Source organism: Rhizobium sp. RU33A (assembly GCF_900156055.1).
Taxonomy (GTDB): domain Bacteria; phylum Pseudomonadota; class Alphaproteobacteria; order Rhizobiales; family Rhizobiaceae; genus Allorhizobium.
Genome location: NZ_FTMQ01000004.1, coordinates 188,864 through 201,378, shown reverse-complemented (window position 1 = coordinate 201,378; position 12,515 = coordinate 188,864). Strand labels below are relative to the sequence as shown.

The window sequence follows — 12,515 nt, the reverse complement described above, 5'->3', positions numbered from 1 at the left end:
ATGGGAACCCATAGAAAAAGAACGGGGAGGACAGCATGAGCAGAGTGGCTTTGGTAACCGGTGGCACGCGCGGCATTGGTGCCGCGATTTCGGTCGCCTTGAAGAACGCAGGCTACAAGGTCGCGGCGAACTTCGCCGGCAATGAAGAGAAGGCCAAGGCCTTCGAAGCCGAGACCGGCATTCCGGTGTTCAAATGGGATGTCTCCAATTACCAGGCCTGCGTCGACGGTATCGCTGCGGTTGAGGCTGCACTTGGTCCGGTGGAGGTGCTCGTCAACAATGCCGGCATCACCCGCGACGCGATGTTCCACAAGATGACGCCCGAGCAGTGGGGCGAGGTGATCAACACCAACCTCACCGGTCTCTTCAACATGACCCACCCGGTCTGGACCGGCATGCGTGACCGTAGCTTCGGTCGCGTCATCAACATCTCCTCAATCAATGGCCAGAAGGGCCAGATGGGGCAGGCCAACTATTCCGCGGCGAAGGCCGGCGATCTCGGTTTCACCAAGGCGCTCGCCCAGGAAGGTGCCGCCAAGGGCATCACCGTCAATGCCATCTGCCCGGGCTATATTGGGACTGAGATGGTTCGCGCCATCCCGGAAAAGGTGTTGAACGAGCGGATCATTCCACAGATCCCGGTCGGTCGTCTCGGCGAGCCCGAAGAGATCGCCCGTTGTGTCGTGTTCCTTGCCTCTGACGATGCAGGCTTCATCACCGGATCGACGATTTCCGCGAATGGTGGGCAGTTTTTCGTGTAAGTTACGGAGAGGTTTCGACTTCGAGGCCGGCCTTGCGCCGGCCTTGTTTGTTCCTGGGAAACGCCATGATCCAATCGCCCGAAGATCTCGCGCAATTTGCCGAGAGCCTGACAAAAGCTTGGTCGCGCGAGACCTCCAGCCTGTGGTCATCGGACAATCCGGCAAGGGGCCAGTGTGGTGTCACTAGCCTTGTTGTTCAGGACCTGTTTGGCGGGCAGATTTTGAAGACGCCCCTTCAGCAGGGGCCGCACTTCTACAACCTGATTGCTGGTCGCCGCATCGACTTCACGTCGGACCAGTTCGCTGATCCGATTGATTATGAGGATCTGCCCTCGGACCGGGAAGAAGCGATGTCCGATACAAATCCGGTACAGTATCGCGCCTTGCGCGAAAGGCTTGGACTTCCTGTTAATGATTGAACTCAGCAACGGTGCGCGAAGTTCTTAATATCCACCGTGCTCTATGGTTAACCAATTGTTATTTAGCAATATCTAGCGGTGAACAAACCGGGAAGACTGCTCAGTCCGCGATTCGTCGTTGATTCGTTCCGGATTTGATCGAGAAGTTAATTCAGGGCACGAAAAAGCCGCCGAACCCTAGGGATCGGCGGCCTTTTCGACGAGGCAGCTGTTAGCGGCAGCGCGCTTCGTAGGTGCGGCCATAGCGGTCGCGATAGACGCAGTAACCGCTGCGTTCCTGCGAATTGCCGATCAGGGCGCCAGCAACGCCACCCACGCCTGCGCCGATGGCTGCGCCGCGGACATTGCCGGTTGCTACACCACCGATGATGGCGCCGGAAGCTGCGCCGATGCCGGCGCCACGTTCGGTGGCCGTGCAGGATGCGAGGGGAGCGATCAGCGCAAGTGCCAGAAGGGTCTTTTTCATCGTGCTATACCTTTTCACGTGGAGTTGGATTTCACTTCAGGTCAAATTCGACCCATCAACATCAGGATGATGAGGATGAGCAGTACGAGGCCAAGACCCCCCGACGGACCGTAGCCCCAGCCGCGGCTATAGCCCCAACTCGGCAGCGCGCCGACGAGAAGCAGAATTAGAATGACGATGAGGATAGTACTCATTTGGACCCTCTCCTGAGCCTGGATAAAAGACAGTTTGTTGTGCCGTTTGAACGCGACCGGAGACAGTTTGTTCCGTTCGACGAAGACCAAGAGCCAGCAGACGGAACAGGTCGGCTGCAGCTTTCCCGACCGGAGCAGTTATCTGACGCTGCCGCTTCTCCTCGATCGTCGCCATTCCATCCACAAACGCAGTGATGAGCCCCGCCGTCATTGTCTGATGCTCCACCATCGGCAAATGGCCACAGTTTCGCAGGAGCACCGTCTGCGCCTGGGGCAGGAGCCTCGACACTCGCAACTGATGCGCCGAAGGGACAATGGCGTCCTCGGCTCCGACGATGTTGAGCACTGGCCGGCCGATCTCGGATAGGTCGTTGACCAGGGTGGTTGCCGACATGAACTGGATGCAGGCTGCGATGTCCTCGGGCCGGGCTTGCTGCAACTGCAGCCGCACATCTTCCATGGCCGCAACGGCACGTTCGTTTTGCCAGGGACACCCCTTGTCGAAGACGCATTCGATCGACCCCCAGCGGAATTGCTCGCTCGTGGAGATCCAGCGCTGGAAGAACTGACGAAACAGGAATGGTCCGACGCGCGGCACGCGCAGCAATTTGGCTGGCAGCCGTTCCTGGCCTTCGAAACGACCGCAGGCAAAGGCGCCGATCAAAACGATCGACTTCACGAGTTCCGGGAAATGCCGGGCGATCAGGAGAGACACGAAGCCGCCGGTCGAATGGCCGATCAGCGTCACCGGCCTGCCGCCGAAGTCTCGCCGGATCGCTTCTGCATAGGCGGAAGCGACGGCTTTGGGCGTGATCGCCTGGCCTGGCTCGGATAGCTTCCATGGGTGATGTCCTGGCAGGGCGTATGCGGCACTGCGCGCCCTTCGCACGACATCCGGGGAATAGGTGCGCCAGAACGACGGGGCCATGACCATGCCGTGGATCAGGACAAAGTCCTGGGGCAGGTCGTTAGCTCCAATCCATTCGGCAGGCGGCGGGGACAGTGTCATCAGGTTTCACCTCGGCGGCGCAACGTGAAGCTGTTCGCAATTGTTCCATCTCCGTCGTCGCCTCTCGGTGCAGTTCCTTAAGGTCCAGCGTTAACGCAATCCCGCTGCCCTCCTGAATGCGGCCCAAGAACAAAGCCTGAATCTGCCGGAGTCATCGATTCGTCGCTGATTCGTTCGCACCCTGTTCCGGGTGCGCAAGGTTCTGATCGGACTCAGCTTTCTGCCGAATTCTGGGATGAATGCATCAAGCGCCTTGCCTTTGCCCCTCTTCGTCGCCATGTGTTGGCCGAGGGTGCCGGTGTGCGGAAAAGCGCGGTCCCGACTAGCGGAGCGGTCTTTGAATACGCAACCCATGATCCTGAGTGGCCGCGGCGTCAATGCTGTGCTGGGGCCAACCAATACCGGCAAGACCCATTTCGCCATCGAACGCATGGTCGCGCACGGGTCGGGCATCATTGGTCTGCCGCTGAGATTGCTTGCCCGAGAGGTCTACACGCGCGTGGTCGAGCGCGTCGGTGCACAAAACGTGGCACTTGTGACCGGTGAGGAGAAAATCAGCCCGCCGAAAGCGCGCTTCTCCGTTTGCACAGTCGAGGCGATGCCGCGTGAAACCAAGGCGGCCTTCGTTGCGATCGACGAGATCCAGCTTGCGGGCGATCTGGAGCGTGGGCATATCTTCACCGATCGTCTGCTGCATCTGAGGGGGCGCGAGGAAACGCTGCTTCTCGGCTCGGCAACGATGAAGTCGATACTCATTCAGCTGTTGCCCGGAATCACCATCGTCGAGCGCCCCCGCCTGTCGCAGCTTTTCTATGCAGGCCAGAAGAAGATCACGCGTCTGCCGCAGCGGACAGCCATCGTCGCGTTCTCCGCGGACGAAGTCTATGCGATCGCCGAGCTGATCCGCCGTCAGCGGGGTGGGGCGGCTGTCGTGCTGGGTGCGCTCAGCCCGCGGACGCGCAATGCCCAGGTCGGTCTCTATCAGGAAGGCGACGTGGACTACCTGGTGGCGACCGATGCCATCGGCATGGGTCTCAACCTCGATGTCGATCATGTCGCCTTTGCGCAGGATCGAAAGTTCGACGGCTATCAGTTTCGCAACCTCAATCCGGGCGAGCTTGGCCAGATCGCGGGTCGTGCCGGGCGTCACATCAAGGATGGCACATTCGGCGTGACCGGACGGGTGGCTCCCTTCGATGAAGAGCTGGTCGACCGGCTGCAAACGCATCAATTCGATTCCGTCAAAGTGTTGCAATGGCGGACTGAAAAATTCGATTTCTCGTCGATTGCTGGCCTGCAGAGAAGCCTCGATGCGGTGCCGCGTGTCGAAGGATTGACGCGCGCGCTGCCGGCGACCGATCAGCAGGCGTTGGAATATCTTTCGCGCTATCCCGAGATTTCCGACATCACCGATCGGCCCGAACGGGTGGAAAAACTCTGGGAAGCCTGCGCGCTGCCCGACTATCGGCGCATTACGCCTGCACAGCATGCTGATTTGATTCAGAGTCTGTATTTTGATCTGGTCAGGCGGGGCACCGTCAACGAGGACTTTCTCGCCGAGCAGGTGCGCCGAGCGGATCGCACCGATGGCGAAATCGATACGCTTTCGGCGCGGATCGCGCAGATCAGAACGTGGACTTATGTGTCGAACCGGCCCGGCTGGCTTGCCGATCCGACACACTGGCAAGAAAAGACGCGGGAAATCGAAGACCGATTGTCCGATGCGCTACATGAACGGTTGACGAAACGCTTTGTTGATCGCAGGACATCTGTGCTCATGAAGCGCTTGAGAGAGAATGCGATGTTGGAAGCTGAAATCAGTGTGAACGGCGATGTCTTCGTGGAAGGCCATGCCATGGGACAACTTGCGGGGTTCCGGTTCACGCCGATCTCCGGCATGGAGGGCCCGGACGCGAAGGCCGTTCAGGCTGCCGCCTACAAGGCGCTGGCGCTCGAATTCGAGGCGCGCGCCGCGCGCCTGCACGCTTCCGGCAATAATGATCTTGCCATCGGCTCGGACGGTCTCGTTCGCTGGGTCGGCGATCCGGTCGCGCGTCTGATCGGGACGGATCACATCCTGCATCCCCGCGTCATCGTACTCGCGGACGAACAGCTGACCGGCATCGCCCGGGATCACGTTGCCGCCCGCATTGAGCGTTTCGTCAATCATCATATCTCGACGGTCCTGAAGCCGCTCGACGATCTGTCGCGCGCCGAAGACCTGCAGGGCCTGGCCAAGGGGCTGGCCTTCCAGCTCGTCGAAAATCTCGGCGTGCTCTTCCGCCGTGATGTCGCAGATGACGTAAAGACCCTTGACCAGGATGGCCGCGCCTCAATGCGTCGCTATGGCGTGCGTTTCGGTGCCTACCACATCTTCATGCCGACCCTTCTGAAGCCGGCGCCGGCTGAACTCATCACGCTCCTTTGGGCGTTGAAGCATGACGGTCTCGACAAGCCGGGTTACGGCGATCTTATCCCCGTTCTGGCGGCCGGTCGTACCTCTGTCGTCACCGAACCGAGCTATGAGCGCATGTTCTACAAGCTCGCCGGCTTCCGGTTCCTCGGCAAGCGTGCAGTGCGTATCGACATCCTCGAGCGTCTCGCCGACCTGATCCGTCCGCTGCTGCAGTGGAAGCCCGGTTCGCCGGCACGCCCTGATGGCGCGTATGACGGTCGTCGTTTCACCACCACGACTGCTATGCTGTCGATCCTTGGCGCGACCCCTGATGATATGGAAGAGATCCTGAAGGGTCTCGGCTACCGGGCGGACAGCGTCTCCGCCGAAGAGGCGGCCGCGTTCCTGGCGGCGCAGACCGGCTCTGCCCCCACGGAGGCCGCAGCTTCTGAGAAGAGCGAAGACGACGGTGTTGACGATGCCGATCAGTCTGGCGAAACGGCAAGCGAAGGCGAGGCCCCTGCGGCCGTTGCCGAAGAGCAGCCCGCCGTCGCAGCGGAAGATGCCCCCTCGGCGGAGCAGCCTGCCGAAGCCACCGAGCCGAAGCCGGTTCTCCTCTGGCGTCCGGGTGGCCGCAGCGACAACCAGCGTGGTACGGGCCGCCCCGGCGGCGATCGTCGTCCGCAGGGTCAGCGCAATCAGGCCCCGCGTGAAGGCGGTGAGGCTGGTAGCGAGAAGCGTGGCGAAGGTCGTCGTGACGATCGGCGCTCGGACAATCGTGGCGAGCGTCGTGATGACAACCGCGGCAAGTTTGCCGGCAAGGGCGACCGCCAGGATCGTGGCGACCGCAAGGACCGGGGTCCGCGTCCGGAGCGCGACAACAACAAGTCGCAGCCTGCACGCTTTGAGGCGAAGCCGCCGCGCAAGGAGAAGCCGCTCGATCCAGATTCGCCCTTCGCCAAACTCGCGGCTCTCAAGGAGCAGCTGAAGAAGTAATGGACGAGAAGCAGCCACCAACCGGTTCGCGTCAGCGTATCGACAAGTGGCTGTTCTTCGCCCGCGTGGCAAAATCACGCAGCCTCGCGCAGGACCGCGTGACTGCGGGCCATGTGAGCGTCAACGGGCAGAAGGTTCGCCAGGTGAGCCATCAGGTCAAACCTGGTGACAAGCTGGAGATCGCGATGCCAGAGCGCGATCTTGTGCTCGTCGTGAAGCTGCCGGGCGAGAGGCGCGGGCCTTATGAAGAGGCCAAACTCCTCTATGAAGATCTAACGCCGCCGCCGGAGAAGAAGCCCTTCAGTCCATCTGAGCCAGGCGTCCGAGCTCCAGGCGCTGGCCGGCCGACGAAGAAGGAACGCCGGGCGCTGGATGATCTGCGCGGCGAGCCGGATTGGTCTGCTGATTAGAAAATTTCTACAAAGGCGCCCGAATTGAGGGTGTTTATCCTTGCCTTGGCAGGGATTCCGCATTAGCTCACTCGCCGTCCGACAGAAATTTCCGGTAGGGCGCGGGTCGTTCCAAATGGGGTCGTATTCCCGACGGAACCACCCACGTTCGTCTTTCTCCTGCCGTTCGAGAACGCCATCCTGGAGTGCCGCATGACCTATATCGTCACCGATAACTGCATTCGCTGCAAATACACCGATTGTGTCGAGGTCTGCCCTGTCGATTGCTTCTATGAGGGCGAAAACTTCCTCGTCATTCACCCGGACGAGTGCATCGATTGCGGCGTGTGCGAGCCGGAATGTCCTGCCGAGGCGATCAAGCCCGACACGGAGCCGGGGCTGGACAAATGGCTGAAGATCAATGCGGAATACGCAAAGATCTGGCCGAACATCACGGTCAAGAAGGAACCGATGCCGGAAGCCAAGGAAATGGACGGCGTCGATGGCAAGTTCGAGAAGTTCTTCTCGGAAAATCCGGGCTCCGGCGACTGAGGCCTTTCGGCGCGTCGTTGTTAGATGGAATCCCGCCCAAAATTCCATCACTTGACTTCCGATTCGCCGTCGCGTGCGCCATGATTGTGGCGCACTGCACTAAAATATTGATTTCCTCGTCTTTTTGTGATAGCGTCTCGGAACTGTTCCACTTTGCGGCATAGCTATGCCCTGAACCATCACGAAAGCAAATTCACCACCGCGCGATATACGTGACATCGGCGACACTTTTGTGTCGTGTCTCAGTCGCGACGAGGGTGACGTTTGATTGTGTCGCGGACTGGATCAGGACGACAAGTCTCGCAACCTCGTCGTCTCATCCGGGCCTGACCGACCCGGCGCCGGCATCACGCCGGGAGCAAAACAGGGAGTATTTGAATAGAATGACGACCCAGCAGAAGAAGACTTCCTCGGCACGCCACGGCTTCAAGACCGGCGAGTCAATCGTATACCCGGCCCATGGCGTGGGTACCATCACCACCATCGAAGAGCAAGAAGTCGCCGGCATGAAGCTCGAGCTTTTTGTCATCGATTTCGAAAAGGACAAGATGCGTCTGAAGGTTCCGGTCGCCAAGGCCGTGAGCATCGGGATGCGCAAGCTGTCCGAGACGGATTTTGTCGATCGCGCGCTGAAGGTGGTTCAGGGCAAGGCTCGCGTGAAGCGTACCATGTGGTCGCGTCGCGCTCAGGAGTATGATGCCAAGATCAATTCCGGTGACCTGATCTCCATCGCTGAAGTCGTTCGCGACCTCTATCGTGCCGAGAACCAGCCGGAGCAGTCCTACTCCGAGCGTCAGCTCTATGAAGCTGCTCTCGATCGCATGGCACGTGAAATCGCTGCCGTGAACAAGATGTCCGAGACGGAGGCCGTTCGCCTTGTCGAGGTCAACCTTGCCAAGGGTCCCAAGCGCGGCAAGACGATCGAAGAAGACGATACACAGGAAGAAGCGGCGTAAACCGCTTCGACTTCTGGTCATAAAAAAACCTCCGGCGAAATCCGGAGGTTTTTTTGTGCCTGCCGTCAGCCGAAGTCGATTGCAGGCAAAGAAAAACCCCGCCGAAGCGGGGTTTCCCAGAGACTGCCTTTAACCGATCAGTTCCGGTTTCCAAGGAAACGCAGAAGGAACAGGAAGAGGTTGATGAAATCGAGGTAGAGACGCAGGGCGCCCATGATGGCGTTGCGGCCAGCCATCTCGCTCGAATTGCTCTCGTGATAGGACTCCTTGATCGACTGCGTGTCATAGGCGGTGAGGCCGGCAAAGATCAGTACGCCGATGACCGAGATCGCGAAGTCGAGGGCCGAGGAGGCCATGAACAGGTTGACCAGCGAAGCGATGATCAGGCCGAAGAGACCCATCATCAGGAACGAGCCCATCGCCGACAGGTCACGCCTGGTGGTGTAACCATAGAGCGACAGGGCGCCGAAGGAGGCGGCCGTGACGAAGAAGGTCTGCACGATGCTTGCGCCCGTGTAGATCAGGAAGATCGACGAGAGCGACAGGCCCATCATTGCGGCATAGACCCAGAAGGTCGTCTGTGCCGCTGCGACGCTCATCTTGTGGATCCGGAAGCTCAGGAAGAAGACCATGGCGACCGGTGCCAGGATGACCACCCACTTCAGCGGGCTCAGGAAGATCGCCTGGCCAAAGGCCGTAAGCTCACCACCAGATACTGCCAGCTGAAAGGTTGCGAAGGCTGCGATACCGGTGATGGCGAGGCCCAATGCCATCAGGTTGTAGACCTTCAGCATATAGGCGCGCAGACCTTCGTCGATCATCGTGGCCGACTGGGTCTGGCCCGGGCGGCTCTGATAGTTGCGAAGTTCGGACATGTTTTCCTCTCTCAAAGCTTCGATATTGGACAGCGGAGCCCGGATGGCTCCCGCGCCGCTGCGAAGCCCAGCATGCGTGCTTTCAATATGAGAGGTTCCCCCGTCCACGACAAGGGCCGCAATCTTAAATCGCTGTAATAGTGGGCGGCGGAGCCTTGCCCGCCGCACCCGACCTCAAAGCTCGCGTAAAACAGGGGCTGCCTTCTGCCCGAGGATGCGCCAGGTTCCGGCCAGACCGATACCGATCGTGACCACCAGCGCGATCACGAGGGTCATGGCTGCCACATCAGGCAGGAAGTTGGACGGCAGCTTCATGATCTGGCTGAGCACGAACCAGGCGATCCCGCCACCGGCTACGAGCGCAAAGAGCGCCGTGGCCGCGCCAAGCAGCATGTATTCGTAGGTGAAGGCGCGGATCAGCATGGCGCGGGTCGCCCCTAGCGTCTTCAGGATGACGGCATCATGGGTGCGTGCCCGGTTGCCGGCTGCGAGTGCACCCGACAGAACCAGGACGGACGCAATCAGCGCGATGGCGGCGGCCGCACGGATCGCCGTTGCCAGCTGTCCGACGAGGCGATCGACGACATCGAGGGCGTCCTTGACCCGGACGGTCGTGATTGTCGGGAACTGTTGGGTGACCGAGCGCAGGATCGAGGCTTCTTCGGCGGCGGTCGCGTCCTGGTCGATCAGCGTCGCCAGCCAGGCATGAGGGGCACCGGCGAAGGTGTTCGGCGAGAACACCATGACGAAATTCATCGACAGGCTTTCCCATTCGACGGTGCGGAAATTGGCGATCTTCGCCGTAATGTTGCGACCGAGGACATTGATGGTGATCGTGTCGCCAATCTTCAGGCCGAGCTCGCGCCCTTCCTGCTCTGCAAAGGATACGAGCGGCTCCCCGGTGTAGCCGTCCGCCCACCATTCACCCTCGGTGACGGTGCTGTTTTCCGGTATGTTCTTCGCATAGGTCAGACCACGGTCGCCGCGCAAAACCCAGCGACCTTCCGGCGGCACCTCGACCTTGGCGACATCGGTGCCGTTGAGCTCGACGATCCGGCCGCGCAACATCGGTACCTCGATCAGCTTGCCCTCGGGCGCCATGCCTTCGACGAGATTGCGGAAGCCGTCGATTTCACCGCTCTGGATGTCGACGAAGAAGAAGTTCGGTGCCCGCTCCGGCAGGTTTCCGGTCAGCTCACGTCGCAGATTGCCGTCGATCAGCGCCAGCGCCACGAGCAGGCTGAGACCAAGGCCGAGCGACAGCGTCACCGCAGGGGTCAGGGCGCCGGGGCGGTGGATATTGCCGACGGCAAGCCTCAGGGCTGCAGAGTGGATCGGAGGGCTGCGTTTCGCAAGCCAGGCGATGCCCATGGCAACCACACGCAGCAGCACGAAGCCTGCCGCCATGGCGGCCAGGAAGATCGTCGCAATTCGCTGTTGCTCCGAGGTGAAGATGGCGAGCGCTGCCAGGGCGCCGAGCGCCAACGCCATCGCAAGCAGGTATGGCCAGGACGGAAGGCCGGAAGCTTCGAAGCCCTGCTCGCGGAACAGGGCCGTCGCCGGCACCTTGCGGGCATGGCCCAGCGGCAGGATTGCAAAGGCAAAGGTTACCAGCATGCCGAACACAGCCGCCAGCAGAAGTGCGCGGGGATAAAGTGTTGCTTCGGCGGAGATCGGCAGGATGCCGGAGAGATAATTTGCGACGATTGGTGGGGCGATTGCACCGAGCACGAGGCCTGCGAGGATGCCCACGGATGCCACCAGGGTGATCTGGATCAGATAGACCATGACGACGACCGAGGCGGGTGCGCCGACGCACTTCAATGTGGCGATCACGGTTCGCTTGGAATCGAGGAAGGCGCGTACGGCATTTGCGACACCGACACCGCCGACCACGAGCGCGGTCAGGCCGACCAGGGTCAGGAATTGCGAGAAGCGCTCGACATTTTCCGTCAGGGCGGGAGCCGCCCGATCGCTGCTGCGGATCGACCAGCCGGCCGTCGGATGATCGGCTTGGGCACGCTCGCGAATGGCCTCTGCCGTTGGTGCGGGCTCGTTGTAGCGGATCTTGTAGGCGTGTTCGACGAGGCTACCGGTCGCGACGAGGCCGCTGGCGAAGAGACCTTCGCGGCTTGTCAGAAAACGTGGCGCGAAGCCAAAGCCATCGGAAATCGAGTCCGGTTCGGTGACGATGGTGCCGTTGATCCGGAACCGAGCATTACCGACGAGCAATTCGTCGCCGACCTTCATGTTCATGCGTTCAAGCAGCAGAGGGGCGACAACTGCGCCATAGGCGCCATTGTCCGCAACGAGCAATTCGGAAAGCGGCTGGTCGGGGTCGGCGATCAGTTTTCCATAGAGAGGATAGGCTTCATCAACCGCCTTGATTTCGACCAGTGACTGATCCGATCCGTCCGGCAGGCGAGCCATGGAACGCAGATTTGTTGTAACGGAGACCGCGCCGAAGCCTTCGAGGAAAGCCAGTTCGTCCGAGGTCGCCTCACGATTGTCGAGTTCGAAACGAACGTCACCGGCCAGAAGCGTCCGTCCCTCCGAGGAGATGGCATTGGTGATTGCCGTCGATACGGAGTTCACGGCTGCGATCGCACCGGTTCCCAGCGCAATGCAGGCGAGGAAGATGTAGAAGCCACTTAGGCCGCCACGCAGCTCGCGCAGGGCGATACGGAAGGCAATGGACAGACGCGTGCCGAAGGATGTCATGCGGACACCGAAGCGAGACGGGTCTGCTCGGTTCGGCTGTCTCCGGCGATGCGGCCGGATGCCACCTTGATCTGCCGGGTGCAGCGGGCGGCAAGCGACGTATCGTGGGTGACGAGGATCAGTGTCATGCCGCGTTCCTGCTGCTTGGAAAACAGAAGGTCAGCGATCTGCCGGCCGGTTTCTGTGTCGAGATTGCCGGTCGGCTCGTCGGCGATCAGGACGGCGGGAGACGGCGCGAGCGCTCGGGCGATCGCCACGCGTTGCTGTTCACCACCGGAGAGCTGGCCCGGATAATGGCTAAGGCGTTTCCCGAGGCCTACGGACTCCAGTTCCTTGCGTGCGATGTCGAAGGCGCCCTTCACATTCGCGAGTTCCAGGGGAACTGCGACGTTCTCAAGCGCCGTCATATTGGCGATCAGATGGAAGGACTGGAAGACGATGCCAATGTTCTTGCCGCGGAAATCGGCGAGCCGGTCCTCGCTCAATGTATGAAGAGGCGTGTTGCGAACGTGGATCTCGCCGCTGTCGAGGCGTTCCAGGCCGGCCAGCACCATCAGAAGCGTCGATTTGCCAGAGCCGGATGGCCCGACGATGCCCACGGCTTCACTTTCAGCGATCGAAAGATCGATGCTCTTCAAAACGTGAACGGAGGCTGCGGCGTTGCCAAGAGTGAGATCGGCGCTTTTCAGTTCGATGATGCTGTTTCTCACACTCATCCATCCTATATCTGCGGGACTGAAGCTTCGCCGCACTGCGGCATTCTTGCCAATCTAGGGAAGCCA

The 12,515-nt window shown here is 60.6% G+C and carries 12 protein-coding genes; 6 read left to right on the top strand and 6 right to left on the bottom strand.

Annotated elements, in window-relative coordinates; translation table 11 throughout:
- Positions 1 to 35: 35 nt before the first annotated feature.
- Together BW978_RS16290 and BW978_RS16285 are read left to right on the top strand one after the other, a co-directional pair.
- Positions 36 to 761 carry a beta-ketoacyl-ACP reductase gene (locus tag BW978_RS16290; RefSeq protein ID WP_054150340.1) on the top strand — a complete coding sequence of 242 codons (726 nt, stop codon included), beginning with the start codon at positions 36 to 38 and terminating at the stop codon, positions 759 to 761.
- Positions 762 to 826: 65 nt separating this feature from the next.
- A complete protein-coding gene (locus tag BW978_RS16285; RefSeq protein WP_076396896.1) occupies positions 827 to 1,180 on the top strand; it encodes a YunG family protein in 354 nt (117 codons plus the stop codon).
- A 211-nt stretch (positions 1,181 to 1,391) separates the two neighbouring features.
- Here BW978_RS16285 and BW978_RS16280 read toward each other — a convergent pair whose 3' ends face one another.
- Genes BW978_RS16280 through BW978_RS16270 form a run of 3 tightly spaced genes read right to left on the bottom strand, consistent with a single transcriptional unit; the run spans position 1,392 to position 2,849 of the window.
- Positions 1,392 to 1,646 (bottom strand): glycine zipper domain-containing protein, encoded by a 255-nt coding sequence (locus BW978_RS16280; protein WP_076396893.1) that lies wholly within the window; start codon positions 1,644 to 1,646, stop codon positions 1,392 to 1,394.
- A 41-nt stretch (positions 1,647 to 1,687) separates the two neighbouring features.
- Positions 1,688 to 1,840 carry a DUF3309 family protein gene (locus tag BW978_RS16275; protein WP_076396891.1) on the bottom strand — a complete coding sequence of 51 codons (153 nt, stop codon included), beginning with the start codon at positions 1,838 to 1,840 and terminating at the stop codon, positions 1,688 to 1,690.
- Entirely contained in the window at positions 1,773 to 2,849 is a 1,077-nt protein-coding gene (locus tag BW978_RS16270) for an alpha/beta fold hydrolase (RefSeq protein ID WP_076396889.1), read from the bottom strand. Before BW978_RS16270 ends, BW978_RS16275 begins: the two co-directional genes overlap by 68 nt.
- 352 nt (positions 2,850 to 3,201) lie before the next feature.
- Here BW978_RS16270 and BW978_RS16265 point away from each other — a divergent pair, with 352 nt between their 5' ends.
- From BW978_RS16265 to BW978_RS16250, 4 genes are all read left to right on the top strand, one after another.
- A complete protein-coding gene (locus tag BW978_RS16265; RefSeq protein ID WP_076396887.1) occupies positions 3,202 to 6,240 on the top strand; it encodes a helicase-related protein in 3,039 nt (1,012 codons plus the stop codon).
- A complete protein-coding gene (locus BW978_RS16260) occupies positions 6,240 to 6,650 on the top strand; it encodes an RNA-binding S4 domain-containing protein (RefSeq protein ID WP_076396885.1) in 411 nt (136 codons plus the stop codon). The genes BW978_RS16265 and BW978_RS16260 overlap by 1 nt, the downstream gene beginning before the upstream one ends.
- Before the next feature lie 192 nt (positions 6,651 to 6,842).
- Positions 6,843 to 7,181 carry a ferredoxin FdxA gene (gene fdxA / locus BW978_RS16255; RefSeq protein WP_076396883.1) on the top strand — a complete coding sequence of 113 codons (339 nt, stop codon included), beginning with the start codon at positions 6,843 to 6,845 and terminating at the stop codon, positions 7,179 to 7,181.
- 383 nt (positions 7,182 to 7,564) lie between these two features.
- Positions 7,565 to 8,137, top strand: a complete 573-nt coding sequence (locus BW978_RS16250) for a CarD family transcriptional regulator (RefSeq protein ID WP_054150347.1) — start codon at positions 7,565 to 7,567, stop codon at positions 8,135 to 8,137.
- Positions 8,138 to 8,274: 137 nt separating this feature from the next.
- On the opposite strand, the gene BW978_RS16245 is transcribed toward BW978_RS16250, so the two are convergent.
- The 3 genes from BW978_RS16245 to BW978_RS16235 form a co-directional block, all read right to left on the bottom strand.
- A complete protein-coding gene (locus BW978_RS16245; RefSeq protein ID WP_076396881.1) occupies positions 8,275 to 9,012 on the bottom strand; it encodes a Bax inhibitor-1/YccA family protein in 738 nt (245 codons plus the stop codon).
- A 174-nt stretch (positions 9,013 to 9,186) separates the two neighbouring features.
- Positions 9,187 to 11,733, bottom strand: coding sequence for an ABC transporter permease (locus BW978_RS16240; RefSeq protein WP_076396879.1), 2,547 nt, complete (start codon positions 11,731 to 11,733; stop codon positions 9,187 to 9,189).
- Positions 11,730 to 12,443 (bottom strand): ABC transporter ATP-binding protein, encoded by a 714-nt coding sequence (locus BW978_RS16235; RefSeq protein ID WP_139330578.1) that lies wholly within the window; start codon positions 12,441 to 12,443, stop codon positions 11,730 to 11,732. Before BW978_RS16235 ends, BW978_RS16240 begins: the two co-directional genes overlap by 4 nt.
- Positions 12,444 to 12,515: the final 72 nt, after the last annotated feature.

Excerpts from the sequence above, each read along its gene's own strand:
- BW978_RS16290 (WP_054150340.1), top strand. The coding sequence starts at position 36 with ATGAGCAGAGTGGCTTTGGTAACCGGTGGCACGCGCGGCATTGGTGCC.
- BW978_RS16285 (WP_076396896.1), top strand. The coding sequence starts at position 827 with ATGATCCAATCGCCCGAAGATCTCGCGCAATTTGCCGAGAGCCTGACA.
- BW978_RS16280 (WP_076396893.1), bottom strand. The coding sequence starts at position 1,646 with ATGAAAAAGACCCTTCTGGCACTTGCGCTGATCGCTCCCCTCGCATCC.
- BW978_RS16275 (WP_076396891.1), bottom strand. The coding sequence starts at position 1,840 with ATGAGTACTATCCTCATCGTCATTCTAATTCTGCTTCTCGTCGGCGCG.
- BW978_RS16270 (WP_076396889.1), bottom strand. The coding sequence starts at position 2,849 with ATGACACTGTCCCCGCCGCCTGCCGAATGGATTGGAGCTAACGACCTG.
- BW978_RS16265 (WP_076396887.1), top strand. The coding sequence starts at position 3,202 with ATGATCCTGAGTGGCCGCGGCGTCAATGCTGTGCTGGGGCCAACCAAT.
- BW978_RS16260 (WP_076396885.1), top strand. The coding sequence starts at position 6,240 with ATGGACGAGAAGCAGCCACCAACCGGTTCGCGTCAGCGTATCGACAAG.
- fdxA (WP_076396883.1), top strand. The coding sequence starts at position 6,843 with ATGACCTATATCGTCACCGATAACTGCATTCGCTGCAAATACACCGAT.
- BW978_RS16250 (WP_054150347.1), top strand. The coding sequence starts at position 7,565 with ATGACGACCCAGCAGAAGAAGACTTCCTCGGCACGCCACGGCTTCAAG.
- BW978_RS16245 (WP_076396881.1), bottom strand. The coding sequence starts at position 9,012 with ATGTCCGAACTTCGCAACTATCAGAGCCGCCCGGGCCAGACCCAGTCG.
- BW978_RS16240 (WP_076396879.1), bottom strand. The coding sequence starts at position 11,733 with ATGACATCCTTCGGCACGCGTCTGTCCATTGCCTTCCGTATCGCCCTG.